Origin of the sequence: Micromonospora sp. NPDC051141, assembly GCF_044455765.1 — a bacterium.
In the GTDB taxonomy this organism is placed as follows: Bacteria; Actinomycetota; Actinomycetes; order Mycobacteriales; family Micromonosporaceae; genus Micromonospora.
The window spans coordinates 349,173-365,356 of record NZ_JBITFD010000003.1; the positions used below are offsets into that span (position 1 = coordinate 349,173).

At 75.0% G+C, this 16,184-nt stretch carries 17 protein-coding genes; 9 read left to right on the plus strand and 8 right to left on the minus strand.

The genetic code is table 11. The annotated features are described in order from the left end of the window. Window positions 1-272 precede the first annotated feature (272 nt). The 3 genes from ACIA6B_RS06920 (at window position 273) to ACIA6B_RS06930 (ending at window position 2,993) form a co-directional block, all read left to right on the plus strand. Window positions 273-905, plus strand: a complete 633-nt coding sequence (locus ACIA6B_RS06920; protein ID WP_396771735.1) for a LysE family transporter — start codon at window positions 273-275, stop codon at window positions 903-905. A gap of 75 nt (window positions 906-980) precedes the next feature. Then, on the plus strand, window positions 981-1,619 hold the full coding sequence (locus ACIA6B_RS06925) for an acVLRF1 family peptidyl-tRNA hydrolase (protein ID WP_396771737.1): 639 nt from the start codon (window positions 981-983) through the stop codon (window positions 1,617-1,619). Between the two features lie 162 nt (window positions 1,620-1,781). Beyond that, window positions 1,782-2,993, plus strand: a complete 1,212-nt coding sequence (locus tag ACIA6B_RS06930) for an RCC1 domain-containing protein (RefSeq protein ID WP_396771739.1) — start codon at window positions 1,782-1,784, stop codon at window positions 2,991-2,993. A 256-nt stretch (window positions 2,994-3,249) separates the two neighbouring features. On the opposite strand, the gene ACIA6B_RS06935 is transcribed toward ACIA6B_RS06930, so the two are convergent. Continuing rightward, entirely contained in the window at window positions 3,250-4,164 is a 915-nt protein-coding gene (locus ACIA6B_RS06935; RefSeq protein ID WP_396771741.1) for a neutral zinc metallopeptidase, read from the minus strand. Between the two features lie 247 nt (window positions 4,165-4,411). Between ACIA6B_RS06935 and ACIA6B_RS06940 the strand changes: the two genes are divergently transcribed. After that, window positions 4,412-6,019, plus strand: a complete 1,608-nt coding sequence (locus ACIA6B_RS06940; RefSeq protein ID WP_396771743.1) for an ABC-F family ATP-binding cassette domain-containing protein — start codon at window positions 4,412-4,414, stop codon at window positions 6,017-6,019. 27 nt (window positions 6,020-6,046) lie between these two features. Here ACIA6B_RS06940 and ACIA6B_RS06945 read toward each other — a convergent pair whose 3' ends face one another. Beyond that, window positions 6,047-6,649 carry a cadmium resistance transporter gene (locus tag ACIA6B_RS06945; protein ID WP_396771745.1) on the minus strand — a complete coding sequence of 201 codons (603 nt, stop codon included), beginning with the start codon at window positions 6,647-6,649 and terminating at the stop codon, window positions 6,047-6,049. Window positions 6,650-6,831: 182 nt separating this feature from the next. Here ACIA6B_RS06945 and ACIA6B_RS06950 point away from each other — a divergent pair, with 182 nt between their 5' ends. The 3 genes from ACIA6B_RS06950 to ACIA6B_RS06960 all read left to right on the plus strand — a co-directional run bounded on the left by ACIA6B_RS06950 (window position 6,832) and on the right by ACIA6B_RS06960 (window position 9,973). Continuing rightward, window positions 6,832-7,059 (plus strand): helix-turn-helix domain-containing protein, encoded by a 228-nt coding sequence (locus tag ACIA6B_RS06950; RefSeq protein WP_007072022.1) that lies wholly within the window; start codon window positions 6,832-6,834, stop codon window positions 7,057-7,059. Between the two features lie 46 nt (window positions 7,060-7,105). Beyond that, on the plus strand, window positions 7,106-7,873 hold the full coding sequence (locus ACIA6B_RS06955) for an enoyl-CoA hydratase/isomerase family protein (RefSeq protein WP_396771747.1): 768 nt from the start codon (window positions 7,106-7,108) through the stop codon (window positions 7,871-7,873). A gap of 117 nt (window positions 7,874-7,990) precedes the next feature. Then, window positions 7,991-9,973, plus strand: a complete 1,983-nt coding sequence (locus ACIA6B_RS06960; RefSeq protein ID WP_396772085.1) for an ABC transporter ATP-binding protein — start codon at window positions 7,991-7,993, stop codon at window positions 9,971-9,973. 82 nt (window positions 9,974-10,055) lie between these two features. Here the strand turns inward: ACIA6B_RS06960 and mug are convergent, their stop codons facing one another. The 6 genes from mug to ACIA6B_RS06990 all read right to left on the minus strand — a co-directional run bounded on the left by mug (window position 10,056) and on the right by ACIA6B_RS06990 (window position 14,447). Then, a complete protein-coding gene (gene mug / locus ACIA6B_RS06965) occupies window positions 10,056-10,676 on the minus strand; it encodes a G/U mismatch-specific DNA glycosylase (protein WP_396771749.1) in 621 nt (206 codons plus the stop codon). A gap of 129 nt (window positions 10,677-10,805) precedes the next feature. Next, window positions 10,806-11,567: an SDR family oxidoreductase gene (locus ACIA6B_RS06970; protein WP_396771751.1), complete on the minus strand. Its 762-nt coding sequence runs from the start codon at window positions 11,565-11,567 to the stop codon at window positions 10,806-10,808. A 33-nt stretch (window positions 11,568-11,600) separates the two neighbouring features. Further along, window positions 11,601-12,047 carry a hypothetical protein gene (locus tag ACIA6B_RS06975; protein ID WP_396771753.1) on the minus strand — a complete coding sequence of 149 codons (447 nt, stop codon included), beginning with the start codon at window positions 12,045-12,047 and terminating at the stop codon, window positions 11,601-11,603. Beyond that, on the minus strand, window positions 12,044-12,862 hold the full coding sequence (locus ACIA6B_RS06980; protein ID WP_396771755.1) for a DUF692 family multinuclear iron-containing protein: 819 nt from the start codon (window positions 12,860-12,862) through the stop codon (window positions 12,044-12,046). The genes ACIA6B_RS06975 and ACIA6B_RS06980 overlap by 4 nt, the downstream gene beginning before the upstream one ends. Continuing rightward, the gene (locus ACIA6B_RS06985) at window positions 12,859-13,782 is read right to left on the minus strand and encodes a TIGR04222 domain-containing membrane protein (protein WP_396771757.1); all 924 of its coding nucleotides are present in this window, start codon (window positions 13,780-13,782) and stop codon (window positions 12,859-12,861) included. Before ACIA6B_RS06985 ends, ACIA6B_RS06980 begins: the two co-directional genes overlap by 4 nt. A gap of 92 nt (window positions 13,783-13,874) precedes the next feature. Beyond that, a complete protein-coding gene (locus ACIA6B_RS06990; protein ID WP_396771759.1) occupies window positions 13,875-14,447 on the minus strand; it encodes a TetR/AcrR family transcriptional regulator in 573 nt (190 codons plus the stop codon). Window positions 14,448-14,525: 78 nt separating this feature from the next. Here ACIA6B_RS06990 and ACIA6B_RS06995 point away from each other — a divergent pair, with 78 nt between their 5' ends. Together ACIA6B_RS06995 and ACIA6B_RS07000 are read left to right on the plus strand one after the other, a co-directional pair. After that, window positions 14,526-15,356, plus strand: a complete 831-nt coding sequence (locus ACIA6B_RS06995) for a carbon-nitrogen hydrolase family protein (protein ID WP_396771761.1) — start codon at window positions 14,526-14,528, stop codon at window positions 15,354-15,356. 55 nt (window positions 15,357-15,411) lie between these two features. Further along, the gene (locus tag ACIA6B_RS07000; RefSeq protein ID WP_396771763.1) at window positions 15,412-16,056 is read left to right on the plus strand and encodes an HAD family hydrolase; all 645 of its coding nucleotides are present in this window, start codon (window positions 15,412-15,414) and stop codon (window positions 16,054-16,056) included. Window positions 16,057-16,184 lie beyond the last annotated feature (128 nt).

Genomic DNA, 16,184 nt, shown 5'->3' on the forward strand with positions numbered 1-16,184 from the left:
ACAAGCCCTCTTTCCGTGAACCTGCGCGGGGGCGGGGTGGTGGGTGAGGCGGGCGGGGTGAGGCGCGGGGGCGGGGGCGGGTGGGGGAGTGGAGGTGGGGGTGGGATGGGGGAGTGGAGGTGTGGGGGAAATGGGTGGTGGGGGTGGTGGGGTGGGGGGAAGGATGAGCGGGTGATCGAGGCGTACCCGAAGCAGGTTCCTGTCCGTGCGGCCACCACCGCGCGTCGACAGCGCACCGCGCGGCGGGTCGTCTCGCGTCCCCGTCCACCGTCGTGACCGGGGCGTTCCTCGCCGGTCTGCTGGCCGGCTACGGCGTCGCCGTGCCGGTCGGCGCGATCGCGATCCTCATTCTCGGGCTGAGCGCCCGTCACGGGTTCCGGGTCGGCGTGGCGGCGGCGCTCGCGGTGGCCACCGCGGACGGGCTCTACGCCGCGCTGGCCACGCTGGGCGGCGCCGGGCTGGCCCGCGTGTTGGCCCCGGTGGCCGGGCCGCTGCGGGTGGTCGCCGCGCTGGTGCTGCTCGGCATCGCCGCCCACGGCCTGTGGCGGGCCTGGTCCGGCCGGCGGGCTCGGGAGGTCACCGGGACGCCGTCCGGGCGCGGCCTGGACACCCCGGCCCGGGCGTACGCGGCGCTGCTCGGGCTGACGCTGCTCAACCCGGCGACGGTGCTCTACTTCGCCGCGCTGGTGCTCGGCCGCCGGGACGCCGCCGACCCGGACCCGACCGCCGCCGCGTCGTTCGTGGCCGGCGCGTTCCTGGCGTCGGCGAGCTGGCAACTGCTGGTGGCCGGCGGCGGGTCGATGGTCGGGCGCGTGCTGGCCGGCCCGCGTGGGCGGCTGGTCACCGGCCTGGTGTCCAGCGCGCTGATCGCCGCCCTGGCGGCGGCCACGCTGTGGTCCGGCTGATCCGTGCCGGTCGGCCGTCCGGTGGGCGGTCGATCCGCGTCGTCGCGCCGGCCCGGCGTGTCGTACCGTCGTGCCATGAGCAGCCGACCCGCAGCCGGGGGCGGCCGGTGGGTGGAGGTGGATCCGGGCCGCGTCCTCCGCTGGGTCGAGGGCTTCGCCGACCGGCACGGCCCACCCGTCACCACCGTTCGGGGCCACGGGCTGCTGCTCACCGCCCCGGACGGCGCCACCGCCGAACTGCACACCCCGCCCGGCGCGCGTGCCACACCGGACCTGACCGCGTTCGCCGGTGTCGCCGTCGCGCCGCGCCGGATCGGCCTGCTGCTGGCGCGTAAGGGCGCGGTGGCGGTCGGGGTGGCCGACGGGACCGAGCTGGTGACCTCCAAGGTCGACACCCGGTACGTGCAGGGCCGCACCGCCGCGGGGGGCTGGTCCCAGCAGCGGTTCGCCAGGCGGCGCGACAACCAGGCGAAGGCGGCGCTGGGCGACGCCGCTGATCTCGCCGTACGCCTGCTGTTGCCGGCCGCCGGCACGCTCACGGCGGTGGTCTGCGGCGGCGACCGGCGCGCGGTGGACACGGTGCTGGCCGACCGGCGGCTGGCCCCGCTCGCGGCGCTGCGCGCCGGTCGCCTCCTCGACGTGCCCGAGCCCCGGCACGCCGTCCTGGTCGCGGCCGTCAGCGCCGCCCGGGCGGTCCACATCCTGGTCCGCTGAACGGGAAAGATCACATCAAGACGGTCAATCCCGCGCGCTCCTAGTGCATCGAATCGACTCGATGCCTAAAGTCGGTGCCACGAAGTGGTGGGTCTCCGGGCGACCCCAGGGCAGCTTCGCCTCCGCCGTTCACGCACCGACATCGTCAGGAGAAGGCATTTCATGAACGGACATCAGGGCGGCCGGCTGCGGGCCCGGTGGCGCAGTGCCACCAGGCTTCTCGCCGCGGCGGCGGCGATGTGCACCGGAAGCGTCGTGCTCACCGCCGCACTCACCACGGGCCCGGCATCCGCCGGCCCCGCCGAACGCGTCGCGCTGGCCGGCGCCGCGGCCACCAGCGTCACCACGGGCGGTGCGCACACGTGTGCGATCCGTGCCGACGGGGCGCTGCTGTGCTGGGGCTCCAACTACAGCGGCCAGCTCGGTGACGGGACCACCACGAACCGGGGGACCCCGGCGCGGGTCGGCACCGCCACCTGGACCGGCGTCGACGGGGGCACCGGCCACACCTGCGCGGTGCGGACGGACGGCACGCTGTGGTGCTGGGGCTCGAACTTCCGGGGCCAGCTCGGTGACGGGACCACCACCAGCCGCAGCACCCCGGTGCAGGTCGGCGCCGCCACCACCTGGGCCCGGGTGGACGCCGGCCCGGCGCACACCTGCGGCGTCCGGACCGACGGCACGCTCTGGTGCTGGGGCTTCAACCGGACCTCACAGTTGGGCGTTGGCACGTCCCCCTACACCGCGACCACCCCGTTGCAGGTCGGCACCGCGACCAACTGGGCGAGCGTCTCGACCGGCTTCGCGCACACCTGCGGTGTCCGCACCGACGGCACGCTCTGGTGCTGGGGGCTCAGCTCGGACGGTCAGCTCGGTCTCGGCACGCTGGGCTCCCAGACGACGCCCGCGCAGGTCGGCACCGCGACCACCTGGACCGGCGTCACGGCCGGGTACGCGCACACCTGCGGCGTCCGGTCCGGCACGCTGTGGTGCTGGGGTGAGAACGGGTACGGGCAGCTGGGCGTGAGCGGCAACTACCAGACCGCGCCGGTGCAGGTCGGCACCGTCGCCACCTGGAGCCGGGTCGCCGCCAGCGGGGACGCGACGTGCGCGTCCCGCACCGACGGCAGCCTGTGGTGCTGGGGCAAGAACGCGACCGGGCAGGTGGGCGACGGCACCACCACCCACCGGTCCGCGCCGACCCGCGTCGGCACCGCCACCACCTGGACCGGGGGCCTCGCCGTCACCGACCACAGCTGCGCCATCCGGACCGACGGCGGCCTGTGGTGCTGGGGCGACAACAGCGGGGGCCAGTTGGGTGACGGCACCACGGTCGAGCGGTCCAGCCCGGCCGAGGTGACGCTGCCGGCCTGATCCGCCGGAAACACGACGTCGGGGGGGGGGGGGGGGGGGGGGGGGGGGGGGGGGGGGGGGGGGGGGGCGGGGGCGGGGGGGGGGGGGGGGGGGGGGGGGGGGGGGGGGGGCCGCGGCGCGCCCCGCCCGGCGCCCCCCCCCCCCCCCGCCGCCCCCCCGCGCCCCCGCCCCCCCCCCCCCCCCCCCCCCCCCCCCCCCCCCCCCCCCCCCCCCCCCCCCCCCCCCCCCCCCCCGGCGGGGGGAGCGGCGGTGCGGTCTACGTGCCGGCGCCGAAGGTGTCGCAGGCCTTCGGGTCGCCGGTGGAGAAGCCCTTGGTGAACCACTGCTTACGCTGCTCGGAGCTGCCGTGGGTGAACTCGTCCGGGTTCACCGGCCGGCCGGAGCGCTGCTGGATGGCGTCGTCGCCGATCTTCTCGGCGGTGTCGATCGCCTGCTGGATGTCCTCGTCGGTGATGCTCGTGAAGATCTTCTGGCCCTGCTCGTCGGCGGTGCCGGTGGCGTTCTTCGCCCAGGCGCCGGCGTAGCAGTCGGCCTGGAGTTCGAGCTTCACCGAGAGCGCGTTGGCGCTCTGCGGGTCGCGCTGCTGCTGGCGGCGCATCTGCGCCTCGGTGCCGAGCAGGTCCTGCACGTGGTGGCCGTACTCGTGGGCCAGCACGTACGGCTGGGCGAACTCGCCCTCGGCGCCGAGCTGGTCGGCGAGCAGGCGGTAGAACGTGAGGTCGATGTAGACCAGGTCGTCGGCCGGGCAGTAGAACGGGCCGACGCCGGAGTCGGCCGCGCCGCAGCCGGTGCTGACGTTCTGGCTGAAGAAGACCGTCTTGGACGGCTTGTACTGCTCGCCGAACACCTCCGGCATGGCGGTGCGCCAGTACGCCTGGATCGAGTTGACGTAGAGCGCGTTGCGGCAGTCGAGCTGCTTCAACGCGTCGTCCGCCGAGCACTTCTGCTCCAGCGAGGTGTTGTCGCCCTGCGCCGAGTCGTCGCCGTTGGTGGCCGCGTTGAGGCCGAAGCCGCCGCCCACCAGGGCGACCAGCACGGCGATGATGATGCCCACGATCCCGCCGCGACCGCCGCCGGTCGGGATCGGGATGCCCATCCCGCCTCCCCCGCCGGACCCTCGCCGGTCGTCCACCTGGCTGGTGTCGACCCGCGCGTTCTCATTCAGCTCCATGTTGACCCCGATCACCGATCTGTCCGTGTGTGGTGGTTGCGGTACCGGACCGGGTCCGGACGGCGGATTCGGTACCCGATGATCTTGTGCGGTAATCCGGCGGGACCACCACGGCGCGCCCGGTACACTGGAACCGTGCTGCGCTGCGAAGGCTGAACGGCCCCGCGCCGACGGGAGAACGAGACCCGCCGGCGCTTTCGCGTGCCCTGAGTCAGCCCTTCCGGACCCCGAGAGCGAGTACTCCGAAATGATCACTGCCACCGGCCTGGAACTGCGCGCCGGTTCCCGGATCCTGCTGTCCGACACCACCCTGCGGGTGCAGCCGGGCGACCGGATCGGCCTGGTCGGCCGCAACGGCGCCGGCAAGACCACCACCCTGAAGGTGCTCGCCGGGGAGGGCCAGCCGTACGCCGGGCAGCTCGACCGGCGCAGCGCCATCGGCTACCTGCCGCAGGACCCGCGTACCGGCGACCTGGAGGTCACCGGCCGGGACCGGGTCCTCTCCGCACGCGGCCTGGACGTGCTCATGGCGCAGATGAAGGAGCTGGAGGAGAAGCTCGCCGAGGGCGCCGACGACGAGCGGCTGGTCCGCCGCTACGGCGCGTTGGAGGACCAGTTCGCCTCGCTGGGCGGCTACGCGGCCGAGGCCGAGGCGGCCCGGATCTGCGCCAACCTCGGCCTCCCCGACCGCGCCCTGGCGCAGACCATCGGCACGCTCTCCGGCGGTCAGCGCCGCCGCATCGAGCTGGCCCGGATCCTGTTCCGGGACGCCGGCGAGAACGGCGGCGGCATCCTGCTGCTCGACGAGCCCACCAACCACCTCGACGCGGACTCGATCACCTGGCTGCGCGGCTTCCTCGCCAACCACAAGGGCGGCCTGATCGTGATCTCCCACGACGCGTCGCTGCTGGAGGCCGTGGTCAACAAGGTCTGGTTCCTGGACGCCACCCGGGCCGTCGTGGACACGTACAACCTGGGTTGGAAGGCGTACCAGGAGGCGCGGGAGACCGACGAGCGCCGCCGCCGCCGGGAGCGCGCCAACGCGGAGAAGAAGGCCGGCGCGCTGATGGCGCAGGCGGACAAGATGCGGGCCAAGGCCACCAAGACGGTCGCCGCGCAGAACATGGCCCGCCGCGCCGAACGGCTGCTCTCCGGCCTGGACGAGGTCCGGGTCGCCGACAAGGTGGCCAAGGTGCGCTTCCCCAGCCCGGCGCCGTGCGGCAAGACGCCGCTGACCGCCAGCGGCCTGTCCAAGTCGTACGGGTCGCTGGAGATCTTCACCGACGTGAACGTCGCGGTGGACCGGGGCTCCCGGGTGGCCATCCTCGGGCTCAACGGCGCCGGCAAGACCACGCTGCTGCGGATGCTCGGCGGTTTGCTGGAGCCGGACACCGGCGAGGTGCGCCCCGGGCACGGCCTGCGGCTCGGCTACTACGCCCAGGAGCACGAGACGCTTGACGTGGACCGGACGATCCTGGAGCACATGCGCAGCGCCGCGTCCGACCAGACCGACACCGACCTGCGCAAGATCCTCGGCGCGTTCCTGTTCTCCGGCGAGGACGTCGACAAGCCGGCCGGGGTGCTCTCCGGTGGCGAGAAGACCCGGCTGGCGCTGGCCACGCTGGTCTGCTCCGGGGCCAACGTGCTGCTGCTGGACGAGCCCACGAACAACCTCGACCCGGTCAGCCGGGAGCAGGTGCTCGACGCGATCGCCCGCTACCCGGGCGCGATCGTGCTGGTCACCCACGACCCGGGGGCGGTCAGCGCGCTCAAGCCGGACCGCGCCATCCTGCTGCCCGACGGCGACGAGGACGCCTGGTCCGACGACCTGCTGGAACTGGTCGAGCTGGCCTGACCCGGGGTCGGCGGCCGGCGGCGCGGTTCAGCCGAGCAGGCCGGCGAGGCGGGGGAGGACGCCGGAGGTGAGCAGGATGGTCGCGCCGATGACGACGAAGATCGCCGGCACCAGCCAGTGGCCGGCGCGGCCGACAAGCGACACCACCCGGGGGTGGCCGCCGAGCGCGGCGGCGACGGCGCACCAGACGGCGACCAGCACGGCGAAGACCAGCAACCAGACCAGGCCGGTGAACGGGTCGAGGGCGCGGAAGACCGGCACGTAGACCGCGATGTTGTCGGCGCCGTTGGCCACCGTGACCCCGGCGACGCCGAACAGGGTGCCGACGACCACCGGCGGGCCGTCGTCCCCGGCCCGGTTCCGCAGCGCGCGGACGCCGAGCGCGATCGGCAGCAGCCCGAGCAGCCCGGGCCACGGGTCGGGCACCACCAGCAACCCGGCGGCGGCCACCACCGCGACGGCGACCAGCGCGCCGATGCCCGCGTACTGACCGGCGACGATCTGCCAGGGACGCGGCCGGCCGTCGGTCCGGGACGCCACGAAGAGCACGGTGAGCACGACGACGTCGTCGAGGTTGGTGGCGGCGAACACTCCGGCGGCGCCGGCCGCGACGGCGATCAGGTCGGTCACCCGGGGCACGATACGACCCGGTCGGTACGGATCGGACGGCCGGGAGGATCACTCTATCGGGAAGCTGACATTGCGTAGCGTGTCGGTTGGCGAATAGTTGATATCTGGCGCATGATCGTTCGAGGCGGTCTAATAGGTGGGACCGTATCCGAACCGCACAGTCTGGGACGTGAGGAATCAGCATGGCAGCCACCGGCACAGCCACCAGCACTGAGAAGGGTCGCCGGATCGTCGGGGCCGAGCGTCAGACGCTCGCCAAAGACCTGGTAAAGCGGTACACCGGGGGTGAGAGCATTCGTGCGCTGGCGGCCTCGACCGGCCGCTCGTACGGGTTCATCCACCGGGTGCTCACCGAGTCCGGGGTGCAGCTGCGGCAGCGCGGCGGTGCCCGGCGCCGCAAGAAGGCGTGACCCGCCCCCCAGCGTCGTCCATCAGCGTCGCGCTCCGGGTGGTCCGGTGACCACCGAGACGACCGGAGTTCGACTCGACTGCGACGGGCCGGTCGCGACGGTGACGTTGTGCCGGCCCGACGTGCTCAACGCCCAGACCCCGGCGATGTGGCGCGCCATGAGCGACTTCTCCCGGGACCTGCCCGGTGACGTCCGGGTCGTCGTCGTACGCGGCGAGGGGCGGGCCTTCTCCGCGGGCCTGGACCTCGCGGTCGCCGGTGCCTCCGGGCCGGGCTCCTTCGCCGAGCTGGCCACGCTCTCCGAGTCCGAGTGCGCCGAGCGGATCGCCGCCTACCAGGCCGGCTTCACCTGGCTGCACCGGCCGGACGTCGTCTCGATCGCCGCCGTGCAGGGCCACGCGATCGGCGCCGGCCTCCAGCTCGCGCTCGCCTGCGACCTGCGGGTGCTCGCCGCCGACGCGAAGCTCTCGATGGCCGAGGTGACGCTCGGGCTGGTCCCCGACCTGGCCGGCACGCGCCGCCTGGTGGAGCTGGTCGGCTACTCCCGCGCCCTGGAGATCTGTGCCACCGGCCGTCGGATGGACGCCGCCGAGGCGGACCGGATCGGCCTGGCCACGCTCGTGGTGCCCACCGACGAGCTGGACGCCGCGGTGCGCGACCTGGCCGCCGGGCTGCTGGCCAACAGCCGGGACGCCGTCGTGGAGATCAAGGCGCTGCTCGCCGGCGCGGCCGGGCGCTCGCACGCCGAGCAGCAGCGCGCCGAGCGGGAGGCCCAGACCCGCCGGATCCGGGACCTGGCCGGGCGCGGCGAGTAGCGGTAAGGACCCCGGGGGAAGATCTGGGTTACTCGCGAGGTTGTCACAGGCGTCGGGAGAATTGACCCCGGCGGTCCGTGCTGCCCGACGACCCGGAGGTGACGAGTGTCCAACCCGATGGCCGGCGGCGGCATGGGCGGCTGGAGCATGCTCCGGTCGCTGCGCAACCGCGACGAGGTCTCCGCGCACCGGCTCAAGCGCGGCACCGCCCGGCGGATCGTCGCGTTCGCCCAGCCCTACCGGCGCGACATCGTCGTCTTCCTGCTCACCGTGATCGTCGCCGCGGTGATCGGCGTGGCCACCCCGCTGCTCGCCGGTGACGTCATCGACGCGATCGCCGGCCGCGGTCCCGACGCCCGTGACACCGTGGTCCGGCTCGCCCTGATCATCGCCGCGCTGGCCGTGGCCGACGCGCTGTTCTCGCTGGCCCAGCGGTGGTATTCGGCCCGCATCGGCGAGGGCATCATCCTCGACCTGCGCACCCGGGTCTACGACCACGTCCAGCGGATGCCGTTGCAGTTCTTCACCCGCACCCAGACCGGCGCGCTGGTCAGCCGGCTCAACAACGACGTCCTCGGCGCCCAGCGCGCGTTCACCTCGACGCTGTCCGGGGTGGTCAGCAACGTCATCCAGCTCGTGCTCACCGCCGGGGCGATGCTGGTGCTGTCCTGGCAGATCACCGTGCTGGCGCTGGTGCTGCTGCCGATCTTCATCATCCCGGCCCGCCGGGTCGGTCGTCGGCTGGCCGAGATCACCCGCGAGTCCTACGACCTCGACGCCAAGATGAACGCCACCATGACCGAGCGGTTCGGCGTGTCGGGCGCGCTGCTGGTCAAGCTGTTCGGCGCACCCGAGGTGGAGGCCGAACGGTTCGCCGGTCGGGCCGAGCGGGTGCGCGACATCGGCATCCAGTCCGCCATGTATTCGCGCACGTTCTTCGTGGCGATGCTGCTGGTCGCCTCGCTGGCCCAGGCGTTGACCTACGGCGTGGGCGGCTGGCTCGCGGTCACCGGCGCGGTCAGCGCGGGCACCGTCGTCAAGCTGGCGCTGCTGCTGACCCGCCTCTACGGCCCGCTCACCGCGCTGTCCAACGTCCGGGTCGACGTGATGAGCGCGCTGGTCTCCTTCGACCGCGTCTTCGAGGTGCTCGACCTGCGTCCGGCCATCGCGGAGAAGCCCGACGCGGTGCCGGTGCCGCCCCGCAACGGTCGGGTCGAGTTCCGGGACGTGCGCTTCCGCTACCCGAGCGCCGCGGAGGTGTCGCTGGCCTCGCTGGAGGAGGTCGCCACGCTGGACCGGACGGTGAACGAGCCGGTGCTCAAGGGCGTCTCGTTCGCCGTCGAGCCCGGGCAGATGGTGGCGTTGGTCGGCCCGTCCGGCGCCGGCAAGTCGACGCTGTCCATGCTGATCTCCCGGATCTACGACGTCAGCGACGGCCAGGTGCTGGTCGGCGGCGTCGACGTGCGCGACGCGACGCTCGCCTCGCTGCGCGACGAGATCGGCGTGGTCACCCAGGATTCGCACCTGTTCCACGAGACGATCCGGGACAACCTCCGCTACGCCAAGCCCGACGCCAACGACGACGAGATCTGGGCGGCGCTGGCCGGTGCGCAGGTCGCCGACCTGGTCCGGGCCACGCCGGACGGGCTCGACACCACGGTCGGCGAGCGGGGCTACCGCTTCTCCGGCGGCGAGAAGCAACGCATCGCCATCGCCCGGCTGCTGCTCAAGGCCCCGTCGATCGTGATCCTCGACGAGGCCACCGCGCACCTCGACTCGGAGAGCGAGGCGGCGGTGCAGCGGGCGCTGTCGGTGGCGTTGACCGGGCGCACCGCGCTGGTCATCGCGCACCGACTCTCCACCGTGCGCGACGCCGACCAGATCCTGGTGCTCGACGAGGGCCGCATCGTCGAGCGCGGCCGGCACGACGAGCTGGTGGCGGTCGGCGGCCTCTACGCCGAGCTGTACCGGACCCAGTTCGCGGTCACCGACTCGCCGGTCCCGTACGCGGAGCCGGAGCAGCCCGAGCCGGTGGTGACCACCGTGCCGATGGGCACGTACGTCGCGCAGGAGACGATGCCGCCGGCGACGGCCAACTAGCGGCCTGTTCCACCGGAGCCGGCGCTCGGCGTTCCGCCCCGGGCGCCGGTGACCCGCCCGGCCGCGGCGGCGCCGGAAGGCGCTATCCGCCGGTGACCGCCGCGCGCAGTTCACCGAACGCGGCGCCGAGCGTCTCCGGGGTGAAGTGCGCGTTCAGCCCGCTCGGGTTGGGCAGCACCCAGAGCCGCGCCGGCCCGAGTGGCTCCGGTTGCGGCCCGAAGCCGGCCTTCGGCCGGGCGAAACCGATCCGGTACGCGGTCACCCCGACCACCGCCACCCAGCGCGGTCGGTGACGCTCGACCTTGCCGGTGAGCACGCGTGCGCCCTCGACCAGCTCCGCGGCGGTCAGCTCGTCGGCGCGTGCGCTGGCGCGGGCCACCATGTTCGTGATGCCCAATCCCAGCGCGGGCAGCTCGTCCTGCTCGCTGGGGTGCAACAGGCGCGGGGTGAACCCGCCCCGGTGCAGCGCCGGCCAGAACCGGTTGCCCGGGCGGGCGAAGTGCCAGCCGGTGGCCGCCGACCACAGGCCCGGGTTGATGCCGACGAAGAGCACGTCCAGACCGGGCCCGAGCACGTCGGGCAGCAGCCGGTCGGCCGCCGCGGCGAGCTGCTCCCGACTGGGTCGCGGGTGACGCCGGGCGGGCGCGGCGGGACCGGTCGCGGGTTCGGGTCGCCCGCCGGCGGGGCGGCGTCGGTCGTTCACCGCCGTGCGGTCCCGGGCTGCGGGCGCGTCACCGAGCCGGCACTGTGCCGCGGGCGCGGGCCAGCACTGGGCCGCGGGCGCGGGCGCGTCACCGCGCCGGCGCCGGGCCGCGAGGACGTCGACGTGCCGTCACAGGCCACGCAGCGCACCGCCGTCGACCGGCACGGTGACCCCGGTGACGTAGCTGGCGGCGGGGGAGAGCAGGAACGCGGCCACCCGGCCGAACTCGGCGGGCTCGGCGATGCGGCCCAGCGGGATCGCCGCCTCCGCCGCGGCGCGGGCCCGGTCGGCGTCGCCGGAGGCGGCCAGCAGGTCCCGGTTGCGGTCGGTCATGATCCGGCCGGGCAGCAGGCTCACCACCCGTACGCCGCGCGGACCGTACTCGTCGGCCAGGTCCTTGGCCACCCCGGCCAGGCCCGGTCGGAGGCCGTTGGAGATGCCCAGCCCGGCCAGCGGCTCGCGCACCGAGGTGGACAGCACCAGGGCGATCGCGCCGCCGTCGGTGAGCGCGTCGGCTACCGTACGGGCGAGCCGGACACTGCCCAGGAAGACCGTTTCGAACGACTCCCGCCACTGCGCGTCGGTGACCTCGGCGGCGGTGCCCCCGGGCGGCCCGCCCACCGAGACCAGCGCGCCGTCGAGCCGACCGAAGTGTTCGCGGGCCGCCGCCACGAGGCGCTCCGGAGTGCCGGGGTCGGCCAGGTCGGCGGTCAGCCCGATGGCCCGCGCCGGGCCGCCGAGCGCCTCGACGGCGGCAGCCACCCGTTCCGGGGCCCGCGCGGAGACCACCACCCGGGCGCCGTCCGCGACGAGGTGCCGGGCGGTGGCGAGACCGAGGCCGCCGGAGGCGCCGGTCAGCACGTACACCCGGTCGGCCAGTCCGAGATCCATGGGCCCGATCCTGCCGCATCGGGTGCGGACCTGTCAGCGCGGGGCGGGGCGCAGCAGGCGTACCCGGCCGGCGAACTGGACCACGACGGCGCCGCCGGTGCGGGCGAGCGCCGGGAGGCGGCGGCGTCGGGGCGTGCCGCGGCCGTCGTATCGGTTCGCGGCCTCGCGCCCGGCCAGCTCCTCGGCGCCCAGCGGCGGCAGCGTGCCCCGGTCCCGCAGCTCGCGGGCCAGGTCCCAGCCGTCGCGCAGCGAGCCGTTGGTGGGGCGGCCGGCCGCCCAGTCGACGAAGACCGTCGGCCAGTCGGCGCCGAGGCCGGCGGCGAGCAGCGGCCAGTGCCGGGCCACGTCGCCGGCGCGCTTGCGTCTCAGCGCCCGACGGGCGGCCTCGACCGGCGCGGCGGCGAAGCCGGGCGGCAGCGGCCCGCCCGCGACAAGCGTCGCCACCAGCTCGGCCTGCCGGGCCGCCAGGTCGCCGCTCACGTGACCACCGGGTACCCGGACGCGGCGGCGAGCGCGTCCAGCTCGCCGCGCAGTTCGGCGGCGGGCGGGTAGTGGCCGTCGCGTTCCAGCAGCAGCGCCGGTGGGCGGCGCCGGGCGCACAGCTCCCGGACCAGGTCGAGCACCTCGGCGGGCACCGGATCGGTGTGCGTGTCGTGGTAGAAGCCGCCGGCCTCGGCCCCGCCGGCCACGTGCACGTAGGCGATCCGCTCCAGCGGCAGCCGGTCCAGCAGCGCGGTCGGGTCGCCACCCCGGTTGCGCGCGTTGGCGTGCACGTTGGCGACGTCGAGCAGCAGCAGCGCGTCGGTCGCGTCGAGGATCTCGGTGAGGAAGTCGGCCTCGTCCAGCTCGTCGTCGGGCCAGTCGAAGAGCGCGGCGATCGGTTCCAGCGCCAGCGGCACCGGCAGCTCCGCCCGCGCCCGCCGGACGTTGGCCACCACCGCGGCCACCGCCTCCCGGCTGCGGGGCAACGGCAGCAGGTGGCCGGCCTCCAGGCCACCGGCCCGCACGAACGCGATGTGCTCGCTGACCAGCGGCGCCTCCAGCGCCGTGGCCACCGCGGCCAGGTGCGCCACCCGGGCCGGGTCGACCGGTTCCGCGCCGCCGAGCGAGAGACGCACCCCGTGGGGTACGACGGTGACGTCGCGGGCGCGCAGCTCGGTCAGGCCGTCGGGCAGCGGCCCGGCCGGCGCGACCGCCTCCGCGACCACCTCGACGAAGCGCAGTCCCGGCAGGTCGGCCACGAAGCCGGCGATCTCGGGCCGCCAGCCGATGCCGACGCCGGACGGGCCGGTCATCCGCCGCACCCGCCGCCGCCCCCGCAGCCGCCACCCCCGCCGCAGGAGCTGCCGCCGGAGCACGAGGAGGAGCCGCCGGAGCAGGACGAGGAGCCGCCGCACGAGCTGCCGGAGCTGCCCGCCGTGCCCATCGCCTGGCGCTGGATCTCGGCCTGCTCCGCGAAGCCCGGATCCATGGTCCAGAGCGTGGCGGTGCCGAACAGCGCCACCGCCATGGCGGTGGCCGACGGGCCGTACGTGGCGTACGCCGGCGCGGCGGCGGGACGCAGCGCGGCGTGCCGGCGGCGCAGGTCGCGCAGCGCGGCGGTGGCCGCCCGGGTGCGCCACGGCACGCGGTTGAGCAGCAGGAACGCGACGACGAGCGGGACCAGGGTGAGGAGCAGGAAGCCGGCGGGCCGGCCGTTGGTCAGCCCGAAGAAGGCCCGCGCCACGCCGAGCACCAGCAGCAGGCCGAGCAGGGTGGACCCGCGTCGCAGCGTGCGGCGCCGCTCCGGGTCCAGCGCCAGGCCGCGGCGGACCAGGCCGTCGCGCAGCTCGTCGAGGGCGCGCCGGACCCACTCGTCGCGGGGCAGCTCCCGGGCGCGCAGGCCCTGGCTGGCCGCGTGGTGGACGGCCTGGTCCAGCGGGGTGAGCCCGGCCGGCAGCGGCCCGCCGGTGGCCAGCCGCCGGTCCGGATGCACGCCCACCGCGCCGGCCCGGCGCAGGCCGCCGAGCGCGGTCCAGACCGCGAGCTGGTCGCCCCCGTTGAGGTACGCGACCTGCTGCGGGCCGAGCGAGCCGTGGTCCGGGACCGGGGTGCCGGCCAGCGCGCGGAACCGGTACACCGCCGTGCCGACGACCAGGACGACGGCTGCGACGAGATACCAGCGCAGGAAGACGGGGCCGGGGATGCCCCAGGTGTCGGCCGCGAGGACGGTCATGCTGTGCTCCTGTCGCGAGGGGTCGCGGCTCATTGTGGAGCAGGTACGCCAGTGTCGATCTCCGTGGGGCGGCCAGTTACCGGACCGAGACGTCAGTGCCGGCGGACGGCCTCCTCGACCAGGTCCAGCACGCGGGTCAGGTCGCCGGCGGGCCGGCCCATCGCCAGGTGCAGCACCAGCCCGTCGTAGGCCAGCTCCAGGAACTGGGCCAGCACGTCGATCGGCACGTCGTCGCGGAGCACGCCGGCCTCGCGCTGGCGGAGCAGCCGTTCCCGGGTCGCCTCGGCGATGGCCGCCGAGCGTTCGGACCAGCGCTTGGCGAACGCCGGGTCGGTCCGCAGCCGACGGGAGACCTCGAGCTGGCTGCCGAGCCAGCCGGTGGTGTCCGGGGAGACCGCGCGGGCGAGCAGGTCCCGCATCACCTGGACCAGGCCGTTGCGGGCCACGGTCTCCACCATGGCGGCGGCGTCGTCCTCGGCCACGGCGAGGAAGAGTGAGTCCTTGTCCCGGAAGTGGTGGAAGATTGCGCCCCGGGAGAGGCCGGTGGCCTCCTCCAGCCGCCGCACGGTGGCGCCCTCGTAGCCGTGCCGGGCGAAACACTCCCGCGCCGCGGCGAGGATCTCCTGCCGGCGCGCGTCGAGCTGGTCCTGGCTTACTCTGGGCACGATGCGATCGTCGCAGGTGGCGGGGGCCGACGCAAACCGTACGTACGGCTTGCGAGGCGGGTTGGCTACCATCCGGTGATGACCCCGCTGACCGTCGCCGCCGTGCAGGCGCAACCGGTGCCCGGTGACGTCGCCGGGAACGCGCGAGCCGCCGCCCGCCTGGTCGGCCGCGCCGCCGGGGCCCGCGTCGTGGTGCTGCCCGAGCTGTTCCTGCCCGCGTACCACCCGCCGACGCTGGGCGCGGACCCGGCCGGGACGGACGTGACCGCCGGCCCGGACGGGCGGGTCGACGACGTCCGGCTGGACCCGCTGCGCGCCGCCGCCCGCGACGGCGGGGCCGCCGTGGTGATCGGCGCGGCGGTCCGTCACCCGGACCGGCGGCGCACCATCTCGTCGCTGGTGGTGGACCCGACCGGCACGGTCACCGCGGCGTACGACAAGCAGCAGCTCTGGAGCGGCGAACGCGAGCTGTTCGACGCCGGCCGACGGGGCGCCACGCTGGTGGTCGACGGGTGGCGGTTCGGCCTCGGCATCTGCTACGACGGCTGTTTCCCGGAGCACGGCCGGGCCGCGGCGGGCGACGGCGCGCACGGCTACCTCTGCCCCAGCGGCTACCTGGCCGGCTCGGCGCACCGCCGGGACCTCTACTACGCGGCCCGCGCGCTGGACAACACCATGTTCGTGGTCTTCGCCAACGCGGTCGGCGGCGCGGATCCCTGGCGGTTCAACGGTGGCGCCGCGGTCTACGACCCGGAGGGCCGGCCGCTGGCCCGGGGCGCGGACACCGGGGAGGACGTGCTGGTGGCGACGCTGGACCCGGCGGTCCTGGCGGCCACCCGCGCGACGCACACCATGCTGCTCGACCGGCTGCCCGACGCCGGGGCCGCCCGCGCGACGCTCGTCGCCTGACCCTGACCGGCCTCCGGCCCTGCCGGTGCGCAGGGCGTTCCCGTAGGGTGCTCAGGTGCCGTTGCTCCTGCTCGCTCTGGACGACACCCTGCTGGACCGCGACGGGCCGTTCCGCGCCTGGGGAGCACGCTTCCTGGAGAGCATCGGCGCGCCGCCCGTCGACCTCGACTGGCTGGTCTCCGTCGACGCGGACGGGCTGACCAACAGGTGGGACGTGGCTGACGCCATCCGGGACCGGTACGGGCTGCGCATCCCGTCGATCGACCTGGTCGAGGAGCTGCACGACGGCGTGGTGGCGCACATGCGGCTGGACCCGCTGGTGGCCTGCGCGCTGCGGATCGCCGCCGACGCGGGCTGGGTGCCGGTGGTGGTCACCAACGGCGCGGAACGCCAGCAGGAGACCAAGATCCGCAGGACCGGCCTGGACCGGTACGTCGCCGACTGGGTGATCTCGGAGGAGGCCGGGGTCAGCAAACCCAACCCCCGGATCTTCGCGCTCGCCGCCCAGCGGGCCCGGTTGCCGCTGCGCGGCGCGTGGGTGATCGGCGACAGCCCGGAGGCGGACATCGGCGGCGCGACCGCGGTGGGCCTGCCCAGCGTCTGGCTGCACCGGGGGCGACGCTGGTCGGATCCCCGCTTCGCGCCGACCCGCGTGGAGGACGGGCTGATCCCGGCCGTGGCCGCCGTGCTGGCGGGCTGAGCGGGAAAAATCGGTTGCCCCGCCCGGACCGGCCCGCGAGCATGGTGCCGCGCGAGGGCGCAACCGGGTCGCCCGGTCGAGGAGAGGAGGTCGGTCATGGCCGTCTTTGCAGGGTCGTTCCACCTGCC

What these genes read in the sequence shown, in the direction of transcription:
- ACIA6B_RS06925 (WP_396771737.1), top strand. Translation starts at nt 981, where the DNA reads ATGAGCAGCCGACCCGCAGCCGGGGGCGGCCGGTGGGTGGAGGTGGAT.
- ACIA6B_RS06930 (WP_396771739.1), top strand. Translation starts at nt 1,782, where the DNA reads ATGAACGGACATCAGGGCGGCCGGCTGCGGGCCCGGTGGCGCAGTGCC.
- ACIA6B_RS06935 (WP_396771741.1), bottom strand. Translation starts at nt 4,164, where the DNA reads ATGGAGCTGAATGAGAACGCGCGGGTCGACACCAGCCAGGTGGACGAC.
- ACIA6B_RS06940 (WP_396771743.1), top strand. Translation starts at nt 4,412, where the DNA reads ATGATCACTGCCACCGGCCTGGAACTGCGCGCCGGTTCCCGGATCCTG.
- ACIA6B_RS06950 (WP_007072022.1), top strand. Translation starts at nt 6,832, where the DNA reads ATGGCAGCCACCGGCACAGCCACCAGCACTGAGAAGGGTCGCCGGATC.
- ACIA6B_RS06960 (WP_396772085.1), top strand. Translation starts at nt 7,991, where the DNA reads ATGGCCGGCGGCGGCATGGGCGGCTGGAGCATGCTCCGGTCGCTGCGC.
- ACIA6B_RS06970 (WP_396771751.1), bottom strand. Translation starts at nt 11,567, where the DNA reads ATGGATCTCGGACTGGCCGACCGGGTGTACGTGCTGACCGGCGCCTCC.
- ACIA6B_RS06980 (WP_396771755.1), bottom strand. Translation starts at nt 12,862, where the DNA reads ATGACCGGCCCGTCCGGCGTCGGCATCGGCTGGCGGCCCGAGATCGCC.
- ACIA6B_RS06985 (WP_396771757.1), bottom strand. Translation starts at nt 13,782, where the DNA reads ATGACCGTCCTCGCGGCCGACACCTGGGGCATCCCCGGCCCCGTCTTC.
- ACIA6B_RS06995 (WP_396771761.1), top strand. Translation starts at nt 14,526, where the DNA reads ATGACCCCGCTGACCGTCGCCGCCGTGCAGGCGCAACCGGTGCCCGGT.